Source organism: Streptomyces sp. NPDC029041, from assembly GCF_040637515.1.
In the GTDB taxonomy this organism is placed as follows: domain Bacteria; phylum Actinomycetota; class Actinomycetes; order Streptomycetales; family Streptomycetaceae; genus Streptomyces.
This window is the reverse complement of sequence record NZ_JBEZWO010000012.1, coordinates 57,478-73,968: the sequence shown is the minus strand read 5'-3', so window position 1 is coordinate 73,968 and position 16,491 is coordinate 57,478. Positions and strand designations below refer to the sequence as shown.

The following is a 16,491-nucleotide window of genomic DNA, read 5'->3' as shown; positions in this document are numbered from 1 at the left end:
GCGTCAGCGCTGTCGGTGCGGTGGAGCCTCCAGCCAAATCTGGGAAACGCCGAGGTGGCGCTTGTGCAACTTCACGAGAAGTGGCTTCGTAGACTCCCAGAGATATCTTGTAATGGAGTCCATAATGTCGGCAAGCTGGATTGCGGCAGTAGCCGAATTAGATTCTTGCCTCAAGATTGCACGTATCACCTTGCGGCGCCGATTAGGGGGTGGATGCGAGCCCATTTTAACGTTTCCTTCTTGGCCCGTCTCGATAACTGATAGTCCTTTCTCGACAACTTCCGCACAATTGAAGAAGAAGTCGGCACCCCAAAAGCTCATGGGGATATCCAAACCTTCCTCCTGATTGGCCGTTATTGCCAGCCGCATCCCTAGTGCATCAGCCTCGTGTTCCTGCTTCCAATTGCGGGTAACGATTTGAAACTCTTTCGAGCCTAGAGCGGCTGCGTAGCGATCAATGCCGCCTAGATGCCCGGCGATTATGTGACCATATTCATGGCCCATCACGAAAAGTTCCATCGAGTTGTAAAGAATTTGGGCCATCGACATGTAGGGCTGTTCCAGTATGTAGGCTGGAGCTCGATCTGGACGCCCCTCTGTTAGATACGCGAAGATCAACTCCCTAAAACGCTGAGTAATGTAAGGGTTATTTTCGATATTGGCGATTACCTCCGAAAGGTCTGCAGAGAAGGACAGGAATCCATTTTTGTCGGGATCGTCGATGTGCGGGAAAGACATGGCCAGGATTTTGCTGAACAAGAGTGCATAGTTGAATAGTTGATCCTGGATCAGGATTACGCACTGATTGCTACCTGGGACGGCAACTGTAATCGCGTTTACGTCCCCCGTGGGAACTGTCCCCACGATTGGAAACTCAGGGGGGTGTGATAGAAGCCCTGATGCGGCTTTTTGGATACGTTGTTCTAGTCCTTGAACGATGGCGTGACGTAGTGGATCCTCGTAGCTCGTGAGCGAGGCTGAGCTCAATTCTTCTTTATATTGCAGGAATAGCTCGTCCACTCTTCGATCATCCGTCATTCCTTTACCCTGAAGGATAGGTCTAAATACTCTCTCTTTCAGGTCGGATGTTAGTATGTCATCCACTTTCTGAGGTGCTATTCCTGCCGCCGCATACATGTCCTTCTGGAGACATTCAAGGAAGTCCTTGGCGAGTTCTTGAGACATTTTTCCACACCTCACTGAGTCTCACTTCCTGCTTACTACTGATTTCTGCCCACCGCAACTCCAAGGTCACTGAAGGCGCGGGAAAGACCCCCTGCGAGGGCGGTGGAGTGGCTTTGGGGTGGCGCTGCTTTGGCGCGAGTGATCATGGCCCCGTAAGCTTCCGGCGCGTCGGGCAGGTAGTGGACCTGCCCGGTAAAGCACGACGTTGGGGCCATGATCTGCGAGGCTCGCGCCAAAGTGGCTCCGTAAACCCGCCGCGAGCACAAGTCCACCAAGTCCCGCGCCGGGCGGCGCACCATCGGCCTGCCCGATCCGCTGATCAAGATTCTCCGACAGCACCGGGAGACGCAGGACCGGGAACGGATCGCGGCCGGTGCCGAGTGGGAGGGCAAGGGCTACGTGTTCGCCTCGCCGACCGGCGGCCGCTGAGCCCCAACACCGACTTCAACATCTGGAAGCGGCTCCTGCGGGACGCGGGCGTGCGGGACGGCCGTCTCCATGACGCTCGCCACACCGCAGCGACCGTGCTCCTGATCCTCGGCGTCCCGGACGTCGTGATCGACTCGATCATGGGTTGGGAGCCCGGGGGAGCGGCTCGGATGCGCGCTCGGTACATGCATGTGACGGGGACCATGCTCCGCAAGGTCGCGCAGCAAGTCGGCGACGCGCTGTGGGAGCTCCCGGAAACCAACTGAGACGGAAACTTAGACGGACAACGTCGAAGGGCCCCACCGCGAACGGTGGGGCCCTTCGACATCGTGCCCGGTGAGGCACTGGCGGAGGATACGAGATTCGAACTCGTGAGGGGTTGCCCCCAACACGCTTTCCAAGCGTGCGCCCTAGGCCTCTAGGCGAATCCTCCGCTGGGAACATTACATGACCGAGAGGAGTGCTCGCGAACTCGTTCCCTGCCCCAGACATCAGGTAGCCTTGGCGCAGCCCCTCACGCGGCGCTATCTGACTGAACTCCCCCAGGGCCGGAAGGCAGCAAGGGTAGGTCGGCTCTGGCGGGTGCGTGGGGGGCGTCTGCGTTCCGGGACGGGACCTCCCGGAACGGGACCGCCCGACGGGACCTCCTGGACGGACTTGCCCGGCTGGATCTCCCGCCCGGGTCCCGGGCCGGGCCCGATGTCAGCGGGCGCCTATAACCTCGTATGCGTGTCGTCTCTCGCTCTGTACCGCCGCTACCGCCCCGAGACCTTCGCCGAGGTCATCGGGCAGGAGCATGTCACCGACCCGCTGCAGCAGGCGCTGCGGAACAACCGGGTCAACCACGCGTACCTGTTCAGCGGGCCGCGCGGCTGTGGCAAGACGACCAGCGCGCGGATCCTGGCCCGGTGTCTGAACTGCGAGCAGGGGCCCACGCCCACGCCGTGCGGTGAGTGCCAGTCCTGTCAGGACCTCGCCCGCAACGGCCCCGGCTCCATCGACGTCATCGAGATCGACGCCGCTTCCCACGGAGGCGTGGACGACGCCCGTGACCTGCGTGAGAAGGCCTTCTTCGGTCCGGCCCGCAGCCGGTACAAGATCTACATCATCGACGAGGCCCACATGGTCACGTCGGCCGGCTTCAACGCCCTGCTGAAGGTCGTCGAGGAGCCGCCGGAGCATCTGAAGTTCATCTTCGCGACCACCGAGCCCGAGAAGGTCATCGGGACGATCCGGTCCCGGACCCACCACTACCCCTTCCGGCTCGTCCCCCCGGGCACCCTGCGGGAGTACCTCGGCCAGGTCTGCCAGAAGGAGACCATCCCCGTCGAGGACGGTGTGCTGCCGCTCGTCGTGCGGGCGGGCGGCGGGTCCGTGCGTGACTCCATGTCGGTCATGGACCAGCTCCTCGCCGGCGCCGCGGCGGACGGTGTGACGTACGCCATGGCCACCGCCCTGCTGGGATACACCGACGGCTCCCTCCTCGACTCCGTCGTCGAGGCGTTCGCCACCGGAGACGGAGCCGCGGCCTTCGAGGTCGTCGACCGCGTGATCGAGGGCGGGAACGATCCCCGCCGCTTCGTCGCCGACCTCCTGGAGCGGCTGCGCGACCTGGTGATCCTCGCCGCCGTCCCGGACGCGGCGGAGAAGGGGCTGATCGACGCCCCCGCCGATGTGATCGAGCGCATGCAGGCCCAGGCCGGCACCTTCGGCCCCGCGGAGCTGAGCCGTGCGGCCGACCTCGTCAACGAGGGCCTGACCGAGATGCGCGGCGCCAACTCGCCCCGCCTCCAGCTCGAACTGATCTGTGCCCGCGTCCTGCTCCCCGCCGCCTACGGCGACGAGCGCTCCGTCATGGCCCGCCTCGACCGGATCGAGCGCGGTGTGAACTACTCCGCGGGCCCCGCCGGCATGCCCGCCATGGGATACGCACCCGAGCCGGAGGGCCACGGGGGAGCGGCGACCGCTGCGGCTCACGGGGGCGGCGCGGCTCCGGCCCAGATGGGCGGGGGCGCTCCGGTGCCCCCGGGCGGTGGCCCGGCCGCGGCTCGTGCGGCGGTCCGTGCGTCCGGAGCACCGGGCAACGGCGGTGGTGGTGGTTTCGGTGGGAGCGACCCTGCGGCGGCTGTGACCGGCCCCGGCCCCGCGGCCGGCCCCGGCTCTTCGGCGGCCGGCCAGGGGACGCCGCCGTCGGCACCGGGCACGCCCCCGGCCGAGGCGTCCGCTCCCGGCCCCCAGGGCGGGCCCTCCGCCCCCGGCGTGCCGGACACCGCCCGGACCCCCGCAGAATCCCCGGCCGCCTCCGCTCCCGCGGGACCCGCCCAGTCGGCCCCGGCCCCGGCCCCGTCCGCCCCCGGTGCCTGGCCCACCGCCGCCTCCGCCGGAAGCGGCGCCCGTCGCCCCGGCGGCTGGCCCACGGCAGCCCCGGGCGCCCCCGCCTCGAGCACCCCACCGCCAAGCGCCCCACCGGCGAACACCCCGCCGACGAGCGCCCCCGCTTCCAGCAGCCCACCGGCGGCGCAGCCCCCGGTTCCGGCACCGGCCCCCGCCTCCGGTCCCGCTCCCACGGGCGGCGGCGGCCTCGACCCCCGCATGCTCTGGCCGAACATCCTGGAGGCGGTCAAGAACCGCCGGCGCTTCACCTGGATCCTGCTCAGTCAGAACGCCCAGGTGGCAGGCTTCGACGGCACGACCCTGCAGCTCGGCTTCGTCAATGCGGGCGCGCGGGACAACTTCCTGAGCAGCGGCAGCGAGGACGTGCTGCGGCAGGCGCTGGGCGAGCAGTTCAACGTCCAGTGGAAGATCGAGGCGATCGTCGACCCGTCGGGCGGCTCCGCGCCCCCGGCTCCGGGCGGCCCTTCCGGATTCGGCGGCGGTGGCGGCCACACCGCCGGCGGTCCCGGCACGGGCGGCGGCAGCCACACCTCAGCCGGCGGCCCCGCCTCCGGCGGTGGGGGCTACGGCTCCGGCGGCGGCTACAACGCGGGCGGCGGGACGGCCACGGCCCAGCGCCCAGCCCCGTCGGCCCCCGCGGCCGCTCCGGCCCAGCAGCCGAGTGGCCCCACTCCCGCCGCGCCCTCCGCCCCGGCCTCCGCTCCGGCCGCCTCCTTCGCCCCGCCGTCCGCTCCGCGGCCGCGTCACGTCTCCGTCGAGGAGGACATCCCCGAGGACGACGACCCCGACCTCGACGAGTCGGCCCTCTCGGGCCAGGAGCTGATCGTCCGCGAACTGGGGGCGACGGTCGTCGAGGAGTTCACGAACGAATAGCCCGGGCTCAGGACGAACCGCCCGGCACGAACGAACAGCCCAGGGGTCCACGAACGCCCGGGGTGAGGTTCTCCGAACGGCCGCCCGGCCTCGGGTTCTGCGAACGAGCAGCCCGGCTCCACTAAGCCCTCTCGCCACGGAAGCCGGGCCTGAAGCCGGGCCAAGACTTGGAGGAACCTCCAGCTCAAGATCTCCCTCTCCTTCGGAAGCCCGCACAAGGAGCAGCCGGCGTCTCCCGTTAGGCTGACCCCCGTGAAGGTCCTCGTCATCGGCAGCGGCGCCCGCGAACACGCCCTGTGCCACTCCCTGTCCCACGACCCCGACGTCACCGCGCTGCACTGCGCGCCCGGCAACGCCGGCATCGCCGAGGTCGCCGAGCTGCACCAGGTCGACGCCCTGGACGGCGCCGCCGTCACCGCGCTGGCCACCCGCCTCGGCGCCGAGCTCGTGGTCGTCGGCCCGGAGGCCCCGCTGGTCGCCGGTGTCGCCGACGCCGTCCGCGATGCGGGCATCCCGGTCTTCGGCCCGTCCGGCCCGGCCGCGCAGCTCGAAGGCTCCAAGGCCTTCGCGAAGGACGTCATGGCGGCGGCCGAGGTGCCCACGGCCCGGTCGTACGTCTGCACGACGGCGGAAGAGGTCGACACGGCCCTCGACGCCTTCGGCGCTCCGTACGTCGTGAAGGACGACGGGCTCGCCGCCGGCAAGGGCGTCGTCGTCACCGACGACCTCGAAGCGGCCCGGGCCCACGCGGCGGCCTGCGAGCGCGTGGTCATCGAGGAGTACCTCGACGGCCCCGAGGTCTCCCTGTTCGCCGTGACCGACGGCGAGACGGTCGTACCGCTCCAGCCCGCCCAGGACTTCAAGCGCGCCCTGGACGGCGACGAGGGCCCCAACACCGGCGGCATGGGCGCGTACTCCCCGCTGCCGTGGGCCGACCCGAAGCTCGTCGACGAGGTGCTGCAGACCGTGCTGCAGCCGACCGTGGACGAGATGCAGCGGCGCGGCACCCCGTTCTCCGGACTGCTCTACGCCGGTCTCGCGATCACCTCCCGGGGCGTCCGCGTGATCGAGTTCAACGCCCGGTTCGGCGACCCCGAGACCCAGGTCGTGCTGGCCCGGCTGAAGACGCCGCTGGCCGGTCTGCTGATGGCGGCCGCCACCGGCAACCTCGCCCACCTGGAGCCTCTGCGCTGGAGCGACGACGCGGCCGTGACCGTGGTCGTCGCCTCGCACAACTACCCGGGCACTCCGCGCACCGGCGACCCGATCACCGGTCTGGACGAGGTCGCCGCCCAGGACGCCCCGCACGCGTACGTGCTGCACGCCGGCACCCGGCAGGAGGGCGATGCCGTCGTCAGCGCGGGCGGCCGCGTCCTGTCCGTGACGGCCACCGGCAAGGACCTCACCGAGGCCCGCGACCGTGCCTACACGGCCGTCGGCCGCATCCGCCTCGACGGCTCCCAGCACCGCACCGACATCGCCGCCAAGGCGGCAGGCGCGTAACCGGCGCCGCGCCCGGCAGGCAGAACGACGGCAGGCAAACCCCGCCGCCGATGAACCCCACAGGCCCCGGATCCGTCTCAGGATCCGGGGCCTGACGTATGGGGAAGGCGGAGGCCTGACGTATGGGGAAGGCGGAGGCCGGACGTATGGGGAAGGCGGTGGCCTGACGTATGGGGAAGGCGGAGGCCGGACGTCTGGGCAAAGGTGGCCTGAACTGTGCGGAAGACGAGGGCCTGATGGTCGCTCTCCGTCATCCACCTCTCCCCAAAGCCATTCCATCGAGTGACCGATGCCGTATCCGGCTGACGGGGAGCGGAGCCCCAACTAGGGTGCGGCGCAAGCGTTCCGGCACTTGGCCCATCGGCATTGCGATGTCCGTGGCGGGTGCCACAGTGGGGGAGTGAGCAAGGCAAGCATCGGGTCAACGGGGAGGGGGTGAGGTCGGTCGTGACCGGAATGGGTGTGGAAGCGGGCGCGCAGGTCGCGCGGGCACGCGCACTGGCCGTACTGCGCATCCGCAGTCGTGCCCTGGCCGTCGCCCTGCTGCCGGCCGCCGTCGCCGTGATCCTGCTCGCGGGCGCCGCCGGTGACCGTCTGGAGGGCCCCGGCTGGGACGCGGCCCGGGCTGTTCTGACACCGGCCGCGGCCCTCGTGCTGCTCGCCGCGGCCGGGATCGCCCTGGTCGTCGCCCGGGCCCGGCCCGCCATGAGCCCGACCGTCCCGGTCGCCGAGGAGGCGGCCCCCGACCTGTACCGGATGGTGCGCGACCTCGCCGACCGCCTCGACGTCCCCGCGCCCTCCGCGATAGCGCTCACCCCGGACTGCGACAGCTGGCTGGAGGACCGCACCCACCCGTCCCAGGCCCCGCCGCCGGTCGAGGAGCACCAGGACATAGCGGGAGCGGGCAAGCAGGCGCACCGCCGGCAGCCCGTCCCGCCGGTCCTCGTCATCGGCTCCCCGTTCCTGTGGTGGATGCGGGTCGGCGAGCTGCGGGCGGTCCTCGCTCCGGTCATCGCCGGTACGGGGCCCTCGGCCCACCCCGACATAGCCGCCGCCCGGCGCTTCGTCCGGGGCCTGGACGCCGCGGTGGCCGTGGCGTCGGCGCCCCGCCGCGACCCGCTGTCGCGGGGGGTGCTCGCCGGGGTCGGCTGGGTCTCCCGGCTTCTGCTGCGCGGCTGCCGCATCCACGCCGCGGAGATGGAGCGGGGGGTGGCGGCCGCGGCCGCGGAGCGTGCACAGGCTGTGGATTACGGGCTGCGGATCGTGGCCCAGGAGCAGGTGGGGCTGGCCTACGCGGGCTGGGACCGGCTGCTCACCCGGGTCGCGCTGCCTGCCTGGCGGATGGGCCGCTGGCCGTCCCGGCTGGACGCCGGTGTGGTCGCCGCGCTCACGGAGCTGTCCCGGCGCGACCGCCTGGCCGAGGGCTTCGCGTCACGGCTGGGCGAGCGGCCCGCCTGCGACCTGCTGGAGGAGCCGGGCACGGTCGACGAAGCCGCCTCCCTCCTCGCCGCCCGTCTCTTCCACGGCGGCCCCGCGGGGCCCGGGCCCGACTGGTCACCGGTGGACTGGAGCGAATATCCGGACGAAGTCGTGGACCGCAAGTGGCGCCTGGACGCGGCCCGGCTCCACCGCGTCCTGGACGCGATGGGCGTCCGCCCCGCCACCGGCCCCACGGCCTCCGCCCCCGACGCCCCGACCCTGTCCCGTGTCCTCGACCACCTCACGGAGACGGGCCCGGCGGGAACGGCCGGGACCACCGGAGCCGGCAGCGTCGCGGCGGATCCGACAGCGGACCCGACGGGGCACCCGGGAGCACACCCGGCCGGTTCCAGACCGGACACCGCACCGCCCGAAGCCCCCGGCACACCCGAGCCCGGCACCGAATGCACCCAGGGCACCACCGGCACCACCGGCACCACCGGCACCACCGGCACCACCGGCACCACGAGCACCATCCCGGGCCCAGGCGCCACAGCGGACCACCTCGACGACGAGGACCTCTCCGGTACGACGGCCCCCAGCGCCACCCTCGCCGCCCGGCTCAGCGCCGAACTGGCCAGGGAAGAAGCCGCTCCCTCCCCGCCGACGCCGGCCGCGCCGTCCCCCACCCCCACCACCGACCTCGCCGCCCTCTGGGACGACCGGGCCCTGCCCCTCTTCCCCCTCCAGCCGCCGCGCACCGCCCGAGAGCTGCTCGCCGATCACCTCACCGCGATGGTCTGCTGCGCCGCGATGGACACCGCCGGTGCGACCCCGGGCCTGGACTGGCTGGACGGCCCGACCCTCCTCGTCGACGGCGAGCGCACGGCCGATCTGGCGCCCAAGGTCCTCACACTCATCGAGGATGGCGACGCCACCCCCCTGCGGCTCTGGCTGTCCCAGCTCGGCATACGCCCGGAGAAGCCGGTCCGTCTGGGCTGACCCCCGGAGCCCCTGCTTCCGGTTCTGGCCAATTCGAAACGAACAGTGACGAAGTGCGTGCTTTATGTGATGTGCTGGGACCGTTCGCGTGCAGGGCAAGAGCGTGCGACATACGACAAGCACATAAGCACAAGTCGTCGCACGCGCCACAGACATCACCGGGAACCGCCGGCGCCACAGGACACCGCATTGGCACACACCGCACCGGCACACAGCGCACCGGCACACACCGCGCCGGCTCGCACCACACCGGCACGCATCACCACGGGGGCAAAGGGGAGGGGAAACAATCATGGTTCCGGAGCAGATCCGCCGCTGGGAGTCGGGAGCGCTGGCGCACGCCGTGACCGATCCCTTCGGGCAGGGCCCCGTTCCCTGGCTGCGCGGCAACGTGACGTACTTCGACGACTCGGGCCAGGTGATCCCCTGGTACGTGGACCAGGACGCCCCCCACCCGTCGAAGAAGGGCAGCCGCTCGGGCGGCCCCCGCGCGGCCGACGACGTCCACCGTCAGATCAAGGGCTTCACCTCCACCGGCGCGGTGGCGCCCGGCGAGGCCATCGACTTCCACATCACCGTCGACCCGCCGCAGCAGTTCGCCGTCGACATCTACCGCATCGGCCACTACGGCGGTGACGGCGCCGCGAAGATCACCACGAGCCCGCGGCTGTCCGGCATCGTCCAGCCCTCCCCGCTCACCGCGGACCGTACGGTCTCCTGCCACCACTGGTGGCTGTCCTGGCGGCTGCAGATCCCCTCGTACTGGAACATCGGCGCGTACGTCGCCGTCCTCACCACCGTCGACGGCTACCGCTCCCACGTCCCCTTCACCGTCCGCCACGACCAGAGCGCCGACCTGCTGCTCGTGCTGCCCGACGTCACCTGGCAGGCGTACAACCTCTACCCGGAGGACGGGCGCACGGGTGCCAGCCTCTACCACGCCTGGGACGAGAACGGCCGGCTGCTCGGCGAGTCCGAGGCGGCCACGACGGTCTCCTTCGACCGCCCGTACGCGGGCGCGGGCCTCCCCCTCCACGTCGGCCACGCCTACGACTTCATCCGCTGGGCCGAGCGCTACGGCTACGACGTCGCCTACGCCCACGCCAGTGACCTGCACGCGGGCCGCGTCGACCCCACCCGGTACCGCGGTCTGATCTTCCCGGGCCACGACGAGTACTGGTCGGCCGCCATGCGCACCACCGTGGAGCTCGCCCGCGACGCCGGCACCTCGCTGGTCTTCCTCTCCGCCAACTCCCTGTACTGGCAGGTGGAACTGGGCCCCTCCCCGTCCGGCGTGCCCGACCGGCTGCTCACCTGCCGCAAGCGCCGGGGCCCGGGCAAGCCGGTGCTGTGGCGGGAGATCGACCGGGCGGAACAGCAGCTCCTGGGCATCCAGTACGCCGGGCCCGTCCCCGAGCCGCACCCGCTGATCGTGCGCAACGCCGGGCACTGGCTGTGGGAGGCCACCGGGGCGCACGAGGGCGACGGGATCGAGAACCTGGTGGCCGGCGAGGCCGACCGGTACTTCCCGCGCACCGCGCTGCCCGAGCACGAGGAACGCGTGCTGCTCGCCCACTCCCCCTACACCGACAAGGACGGGGCTCCCCGCCACCAGGAGACGTCCCTGTACCGCGCTCCCTCGGGCGCCTGGGTCTTCGCAGCAGGAACGTTCGCCTGGTCCCCGGCCCTGGACCGTCCCGGACACGTCGACGACCGTGTCCAGCGCGCCACCGCCAACCTTCTGGACCGCATCTGCAAACGCGACTGACCCACTGTCCGTGATCAAGCTCGCATACGGGAGAATCGAGCCACTGGGACAGAACCACGGGGAGGAACCGTGTCCGGATTCGTAGAAAAGCCCGAGCCGATCCAGGTTCCGGGCCTGGTGCATCTGCACACCGGCAAGGTGCGCGAGCTGTACCGCAACGAGGCGGGCGACCTCGTGATGGTCGCCAGCGACCGCATGTCCGCCTATGACTGGGTGCTGCCGACCGAGATCCCCGACAAGGGCCGGATCCTCACTCAGCTGTCCCTGTGGTGGTTCGAGCGGCTCGCCGACCTGATTCCGAACCACGTCCTGAGCACGGAACTGCCCGACGGCGCCCCCGCGGACTGGGCGGGCCGCACGCTGATCTGCAAGTCGCTGCGGATGGTCCCCGTGGAGTGCGTGGCCCGCGGCTACCTCACCGGCTCGGGCCTCGCCGAGTACAACGAGACCCGCACGGTCTGCGGCCTCGCTCTCCCCGAGGGCCTGACCGACGGCAGCGAACTGCCCGCGCCGATCTTCACCCCGGCCACCAAGGCCGAGGTCGGCGAGCACGACGAGAACGTCTCCTACGAGGAGGTCGCCCGCCAGGTCGGCGCGGACACCGCGGCCCGGCTGCGCCAGGCGACCCTCGCGGTCTACTCGCGGGGCCGGGACATCGCCCGGGAGCGGGGCATCATCCTCGCGGACACGAAGTTCGAGTTCGGCTTCGACGGGGACGACCTGGTCCTCGCGGACGAGGTCCTCACCGCGGACTCCTCCCGCTTCTGGCCGGCCGACCAGTGGCAGCCGGGCCGCGCGCAGCCGTCGTACGACAAGCAGTTCGTCCGCGACTGGCTGACCTCGGCGGAGTCCGGCTGGGACCGCAAGAGCGAGCAGCCCCCGCCCGCCCTGCCCCAGCAGGTCGTCGACGCCACCCGCGCCAAGTACGTGGAGGCGTACGAGCGCCTGACCGGCACGAGCTGGTCGTAGGACGCGGTCCTGAGGACAGTCGTCGCGGCTGTCCTCAGGACACGAAGAAGCCCCCCGGCCGGAACCGGGGGGCTTCTCACTGGAGCGAACGACGAGGTTCGAACTCGCGACCTCAACCTTGGCAAGGTTGCGCTCTACCAACTGAGCTACGTTCGCATGCGCCGTGGCGCGAGAACCACTATACCCAACCTCGCTCCCGTGCGAGCCGTACCGCCGCATGCCGGTTCTCCGCCCCGAGCTTCGAGGCGGCCGACGACAGATAGTTCCGCACGGTGCCCTGCGACAGCGCGGCCCGCTCGGCGATCTCCGCGACGGGTGCCCCGTCGGCGGCGAGTTCCAGGACCTCCGCCTCCCGCGCGGTCAGCGGCGAGTCACCGGCGGCGATCGCGTCGGCGGCCAACTCCGGGTCGACGTAACGGTTCCCTGCGTGCACGGTCCGGATGAGCTCGGCGAGCCGCTGCGCGCTCACGGTCTTCGGCACGAAGCCGCGCACCCCGGCCTGCAGCGCCCGCTTCAGGTGCCCGGGCCGCCCGTGGCTCGTGACGATGAGCACCTTGCAGCCGGGCAGTTCGGACCGCAGGGATGTGGCGACCTTCACACCGTCGGCCCCGGGCATCTGGAGATCCAGCACGGCGACATCGGGGCGGTGCGCCCGGGCCATCGCCATCGCCTCGGGCCCGGTGGCCGCCTCGGCGACCACGACGAGGTCGTCCTCCAGGGACAGCAGCGCGGCGAGTGCTCCCCGGATGAGGTGCTCGTCGTCGGCGAGCAGCAGCCGGACGGGCTCCACGGCCGTCATGAGGTGACCTCGCTCACAGAACGCACCGCGACGGCGGCCGGGGAAGCGCCGGAAGCGGTGGACGGCGACGGCAGCGGAATCTCCGCCGTCAGCCGGAACAGCCCCCGCCCCACGGGCCCGGCCTCGAGCGTCCCGTCGGTCTTCGCCAGCCGCTCCCGCAGCCCGGCGAGCCCCGAGCCGGACGGCGCTGACCCGGACTCCGTGCCTGCTTCGCTCACCCCGTCGTTCTCCACGGACAACACCACTCGCCCCTCCACCACCTCTAGTCGCACGTCACACCGTTGCGCGTCCCCGTGCCGCAGCACGTTGGTCGCGGCCTCCCGCACCACCCACCCCAGGGCGGACTGCACGGCGGGCGGCAGGCCGGACGCCGGCACGCCGCCGACCGTGCATGCGATGCCGGCCGCCGCCAGCACTCCTTGCGCACCGGCGAGTTCCGAGCCGAGGTCGGCCTCCCGGTAGCCGCGCACGACATCCCGCACCTCCCGCTGCGACTCCTGCGCCAGCCGCTGCACCTCGACCATCTGCGGCACGGCCTCGGGCCGCCCCCGCTGGGCGAGCTGCACGGCCAGCTCGCTCTTGAGGGCGATCACGGCGAGGTTGCGCCCCATGACGTCGTGCAGATCCCGCCCGAACCGCAGCCGCTCCTCGGCGACGGCGAGCCGGGCCCGGGTCTCGCGGGCCTCGTCGAGCTCGTAGACGGCGTTCAGCAGCCACACCGAGAAGACGGCCGTGAAGGTGATGAACACGCCGCCGACGAGCACGATCAGCGCGGTGAAGAGCGCCGTGAGCACGGGGGCGCCGAGCGCGGTCGTCACGACCCAGGTGCCTGCCGCGAAACCGCCCGCGAGGCCGAACGCGCGCCGCCGGGAGCGGATGCCGAGCGCGATGATGCCGGGACCGAAGATCAGGATCACTCCGCAGAGCCCACCGGCGGCGGCGTCGACCTCCTCGCCGTCGGGTCCGTACTCGGCGAGGGCGAGCGCGGCGACGGCGACCACGGCGGTGAGGGCGCCCAGCGTCCCCATCAGCCCGGTGGGCTGGGGCCTGCGGCCGCGCGTCCAGTCGATCGCCCGGGACACGGTCGCGAAGCAGAGGCCGGCGTGCACGGCCACCACCAGCATGGCGGCGCTGCCCAGCCGCACCCCGAGCGGGGCCACGGACGTGAGCCCGACGGAGAAGAACTCCATCACCGCGAAGAGGTGGAACGACCACCGCGTGTACGTCTCGACTTTCTGCGGTGTGCTCTTGTGCCGCCACCACCTGCCCGGCATGCGCATGGGCCCGTCACTCCCCCTCGTTCGGCACCGCGGTCGTCGGTCAGCGCCGCGGTTCCCAGCGGAACCACCGCCGTACAGCAAACACCGCGACGAGGATCCAGGCCACGGCGGTCGCGAAGGCGCCCAGTGCCTCGTAGGCGGAGAGGTTTCCGGTCCAGCCGCCGCGCACCAGGGTGACGACGGGCGTCAGGGGCAGCAGCTCGCACACGGAGGCCACCCGGTCCGGCATCAGCTCCAGCGGCAAGAACATGCCGGAGCCGATCATCGAGACCAGCAGCAGCGGCATGGGTGTGGCCTGGGCGCTCTCGCCGGTCCGGGTGAAACTCGCGGTGGCCGCGGCGAGGGCGGCGCACATCACGAGCCCCAACAGCAGGCCGAGGACGGCCAGATGGGGTGCCGACGGCGCGGACAGGTCCAGCAGCGCGACGCAGCCCGCCGTCAGCAGCAGGCACTGCGCCAGCCCGGTGAGGGCGGCCGGCAGCGCGGAACCGGCCAGGATCTCGACGTCCCGCAGTTCACCGGTGCGCAGCCGCTTGAGGACGAGTTCCTCGCGCCGGACGACGAACACGCCGACGAGCACCGCGTACACGGCGAACAGCAGGGAGAAGCCGACCGCGGCGGGCAGCACCAGCGTGCCGGTGTTCAGTCCCGCCCCGGCGAGGTCCATCTCCTCCGCCGCCGACCGCACACTGACCGGCATCACCAGCGGCACGAACAGCGCGGCGACGAGCGCGCCCCGGGTCCGCCCGAGCAGGGTCAGTTCGGCGCGGGCGAGCGCGGTCATCCGGCTCAGCGGGGTCGCCGCCGCGGCCGGGCGGGGTGTCGTGCGGATGGCGCTCATGCCGCGTACTCCTTCGTCGTCGTGCCGTCGGCCTGCTCGGCGGAAGCGTTCCCGGCGATGTGGAGGAACGCCTCCTCCAGGGAGGCCGAGCGCACGTCCAGGCGGTGCAGCCCGACCCGGGCCCGCTCGGCCCACACCAGCAGTGCGGTGGCCGTGCGCTGCAGGTCACGGGTGCGGAGCCGGACGGTCCGGCCGTCGGTCTCGTGGCCGGTCACGCCGAGTTCGCCGAGCGGCGGCAGATCGCCGACGAAGTAGCCGTCGGGCAGCTCGAAGGAGATCCGCGACGGCTGCTCGGCGGTCACCTCGGCCGGGGTGCCGGTGGCCGCGATCCGGCCCTCGTGCATGATCGCGAGCCGGTCGGCGAGGTGCTCGGCCTCCTCCAGGTAGTGCGTGGTCAGCAGCACCGTCGTGCCGCCGTCGCGCAGCGCGCTCACCAACTCCCAGGTGGCCCGGCGGCCTTCCGCGTCCAGCCCGGTGGAGGGCTCGTCGAGGAAGAGCACCTCGGGATCGCCGAGCAGGGCGAGCGCCAGGTCGAGGCGGCGCCGCTGGCCGCCGGACAGCTGCTTGACCCGGGTGCCGGTCCTGGACTCCAGGCCCACCAGCGCCAGTGCCTCCGCCGGCGGCCGGGCCCCGCTCACGCAGCCCGCCCACATCCGGGCGGTCTCGGCGACGGTCAGCTCGGAGGGGAAGCCGCCTTCCTGCAGCATCACGCCGGTGCGGGGCCGTACGGCGGCCCGGTCGGTGTACGGGTCGTGCCCGAGGACGCGTACCCGCCCGCCCGCCGGCCGTGCGAGCCCCTCCAGCAGTTCGACGGTCGACGTCTTGCCCGCGCCGTTGGTGCCGAGCAACGCGAAGATCTCGCCGCGTCGGACGGAAAAGCTGATTCCGCGTACCGCCTCGAACCCGCCCCCGTACACACGCCGCAGGTCAGTGACCTCAATCACGTGTTCGTGTCCGTTGGTCTCCATGATTCAAGCGTCCCGGCCGTGCGCGCCCGGAAGCAGTGCGCGCTGTCATCACTCGGCATGACAAATGTCAGGCGGGCACCGGGGCAGCACGAAAAGACCCCGGTCCATCAGGACCGGGGTCTCATTCCCGAGCGGACGACGAGGCTCGAACTCGCGACCTCAACCTTGGCAAGGTTGCGCTCTACCAACTGAGCTACGTCCGCATGTGCTCCCGACCGGCTTTCACCGATCGGTGCGGGCACCAGCCTACCTGATCCTCCCCCAAGCTCTCGACAAGCTCGAGCAGGGGGGTACCCCCATCGGTGGACGGTACGGCGATGCAGAGCGGGTGACAGGAATCGCACACTGCGCCTTCCCCCTGGAAGGGGGATGTTCTACTACTGAACTACACCCGCATGTATCCGTGAACCGGGCCTTTCGGCCTCGCCCCTCGGCGTGCTCCAGACTCTAGCTGATCAGCCGGGGTGCTGCGCAAGTCGGCTGCCGCGAGGGGCGGGTGACCGGGCATCGGTCCGGGCTCGACGGACCGTCACTGCGCGGCGGTGAACGCCTCGTAGACCCTCTTGGGGATGCGCCCGCGCGCGGGGACCTCCATCTTGTTGGCCTGCGCCCAGGCGCGCACGGCCGACGGGTCGGGAGCGACCTCCGTCTGCCGGTACGCCTTGCCCGAGCGGGACCGCTTGCGGCCGGCCTCCACATAGGGCGCGAGCGCCTTCCGCAGCTCTCCGGCGTTGCCTTCGCTCAGGTCGATCTCGTACGACTTGCCGTCCAGTCCGAAGGCGATCGTTTCCGCCGCTTCCGAGCCGTCGATGTCGTCAGAGAGAGTGACCACGACCTTCTGCGCCACGAATATCGGTCCCTTCATGCGGCACTATGCCAATTTATTTGTACAGCGCCTGGCAATACATTGTGAAGCCCGACTAAATCCTTCCGCGTGTCCGAAGGCAATAGGTTCCGGCTGTCGATCCGGAATCTTTCCCGAAAATTTCGCGTGTGGGTCCGTCGATGCCGGATCGTGATGACGGTCACGTAGTTTCCTACAAGTCAACGCGCGTAGAAAT

The 16,491-nt window shown here is 70.8% G+C and carries 11 protein-coding genes, 4 tRNA genes, 1 other RNA gene and 1 pseudogene; 7 read left to right on the top strand and 10 right to left on the bottom strand.

What is annotated here, in order from left to right; all coding sequences use genetic code 11:
* Positions 1 to 3: 3 nt before the first annotated feature.
* A complete protein-coding gene (locus AB0F04_RS28780; protein ID WP_362046411.1) occupies positions 4 to 1,185 on the bottom strand; it encodes a hypothetical protein in 1,182 nt (393 codons plus the stop codon).
* A 249-nt stretch (positions 1,186 to 1,434) separates the two neighbouring features.
* Here AB0F04_RS28780 and AB0F04_RS28775 point away from each other — a divergent pair.
* A pseudogene (locus AB0F04_RS28775) lies at positions 1,435 to 1,880 on the top strand (tyrosine-type recombinase/integrase); the annotation flags it as partial.
* 79 nt (positions 1,881 to 1,959) lie between these two features.
* Here AB0F04_RS28775 and AB0F04_RS28770 read toward each other — a convergent pair.
* Positions 1,960 to 2,047: transfer RNA gene (locus AB0F04_RS28770), tRNA-Ser, on the bottom strand.
* A 72-nt stretch (positions 2,048 to 2,119) separates the two neighbouring features.
* Between AB0F04_RS28770 and ffs the strand changes: the two genes are divergently transcribed.
* The 6 genes from ffs (at position 2,120) to AB0F04_RS28740 (ending at position 11,542) form a co-directional block, all read left to right on the top strand.
* Positions 2,120 to 2,216: signal recognition particle sRNA small type (ffs, locus tag AB0F04_RS28765), an RNA gene on the top strand.
* A 127-nt stretch (positions 2,217 to 2,343) separates the two neighbouring features.
* Complete coding sequence (locus tag AB0F04_RS28760; protein ID WP_362046408.1) at positions 2,344 to 4,881, top strand: DNA polymerase III subunit gamma and tau; 2,538 nt, start codon at positions 2,344 to 2,346, stop codon at positions 4,879 to 4,881.
* A 252-nt stretch (positions 4,882 to 5,133) separates the two neighbouring features.
* A complete protein-coding gene (gene purD / locus AB0F04_RS28755) occupies positions 5,134 to 6,384 on the top strand; it encodes a phosphoribosylamine--glycine ligase (RefSeq protein WP_351641802.1) in 1,251 nt (416 codons plus the stop codon).
* Between the two features lie 456 nt (positions 6,385 to 6,840).
* The gene (locus AB0F04_RS28750) at positions 6,841 to 8,805 is read left to right on the top strand and encodes a hypothetical protein (RefSeq protein ID WP_362046763.1); all 1,965 of its coding nucleotides are present in this window, start codon (positions 6,841 to 6,843) and stop codon (positions 8,803 to 8,805) included.
* A gap of 292 nt (positions 8,806 to 9,097) precedes the next feature.
* A complete protein-coding gene (locus AB0F04_RS28745; RefSeq protein ID WP_362046405.1) occupies positions 9,098 to 10,573 on the top strand; it encodes a N,N-dimethylformamidase beta subunit family domain-containing protein in 1,476 nt (491 codons plus the stop codon).
* Positions 10,574 to 10,642: 69 nt separating this feature from the next.
* On the top strand, positions 10,643 to 11,542 hold the full coding sequence (locus AB0F04_RS28740; protein ID WP_362046402.1) for a phosphoribosylaminoimidazolesuccinocarboxamide synthase: 900 nt from the start codon (positions 10,643 to 10,645) through the stop codon (positions 11,540 to 11,542).
* Between the two features lie 80 nt (positions 11,543 to 11,622).
* On the opposite strand, the gene AB0F04_RS28735 is transcribed toward AB0F04_RS28740, so the two are convergent.
* The 8 genes from AB0F04_RS28735 to AB0F04_RS28700 all read right to left on the bottom strand — a co-directional run bounded on the left by AB0F04_RS28735 (position 11,623) and on the right by AB0F04_RS28700 (position 16,277).
* Positions 11,623 to 11,698, bottom strand: a tRNA-Gly gene (locus tag AB0F04_RS28735).
* Between the two features lie 22 nt (positions 11,699 to 11,720).
* A complete protein-coding gene (locus tag AB0F04_RS28730; protein ID WP_362046399.1) occupies positions 11,721 to 12,341 on the bottom strand; it encodes a response regulator transcription factor in 621 nt (206 codons plus the stop codon).
* Positions 12,338 to 13,621: a sensor histidine kinase gene (locus tag AB0F04_RS28725; RefSeq protein WP_362046396.1), complete on the bottom strand. Its 1,284-nt coding sequence runs from the start codon at positions 13,619 to 13,621 to the stop codon at positions 12,338 to 12,340. Before AB0F04_RS28725 ends, AB0F04_RS28730 begins: the two co-directional genes overlap by 4 nt.
* 40 nt (positions 13,622 to 13,661) lie before the next feature.
* Complete coding sequence (locus tag AB0F04_RS28720) at positions 13,662 to 14,462, bottom strand: ABC transporter permease (RefSeq protein WP_362046393.1); 801 nt, start codon at positions 14,460 to 14,462, stop codon at positions 13,662 to 13,664.
* A complete protein-coding gene (locus AB0F04_RS28715; protein ID WP_362046390.1) occupies positions 14,459 to 15,430 on the bottom strand; it encodes an ABC transporter ATP-binding protein in 972 nt (323 codons plus the stop codon). Before AB0F04_RS28715 ends, AB0F04_RS28720 begins: the two co-directional genes overlap by 4 nt.
* Before the next feature lie 130 nt (positions 15,431 to 15,560).
* A tRNA-Gly gene (locus tag AB0F04_RS28710) sits at positions 15,561 to 15,633 on the bottom strand.
* A gap of 120 nt (positions 15,634 to 15,753) precedes the next feature.
* Positions 15,754 to 15,825, bottom strand: a tRNA-Gly gene (locus AB0F04_RS28705).
* 134 nt (positions 15,826 to 15,959) lie between these two features.
* Entirely contained in the window at positions 15,960 to 16,277 is a 318-nt protein-coding gene (locus tag AB0F04_RS28700; RefSeq protein WP_362046760.1) for an Lsr2 family protein, read from the bottom strand.
* Between the last annotated feature and the right edge of the window lie 214 nt (positions 16,278 to 16,491).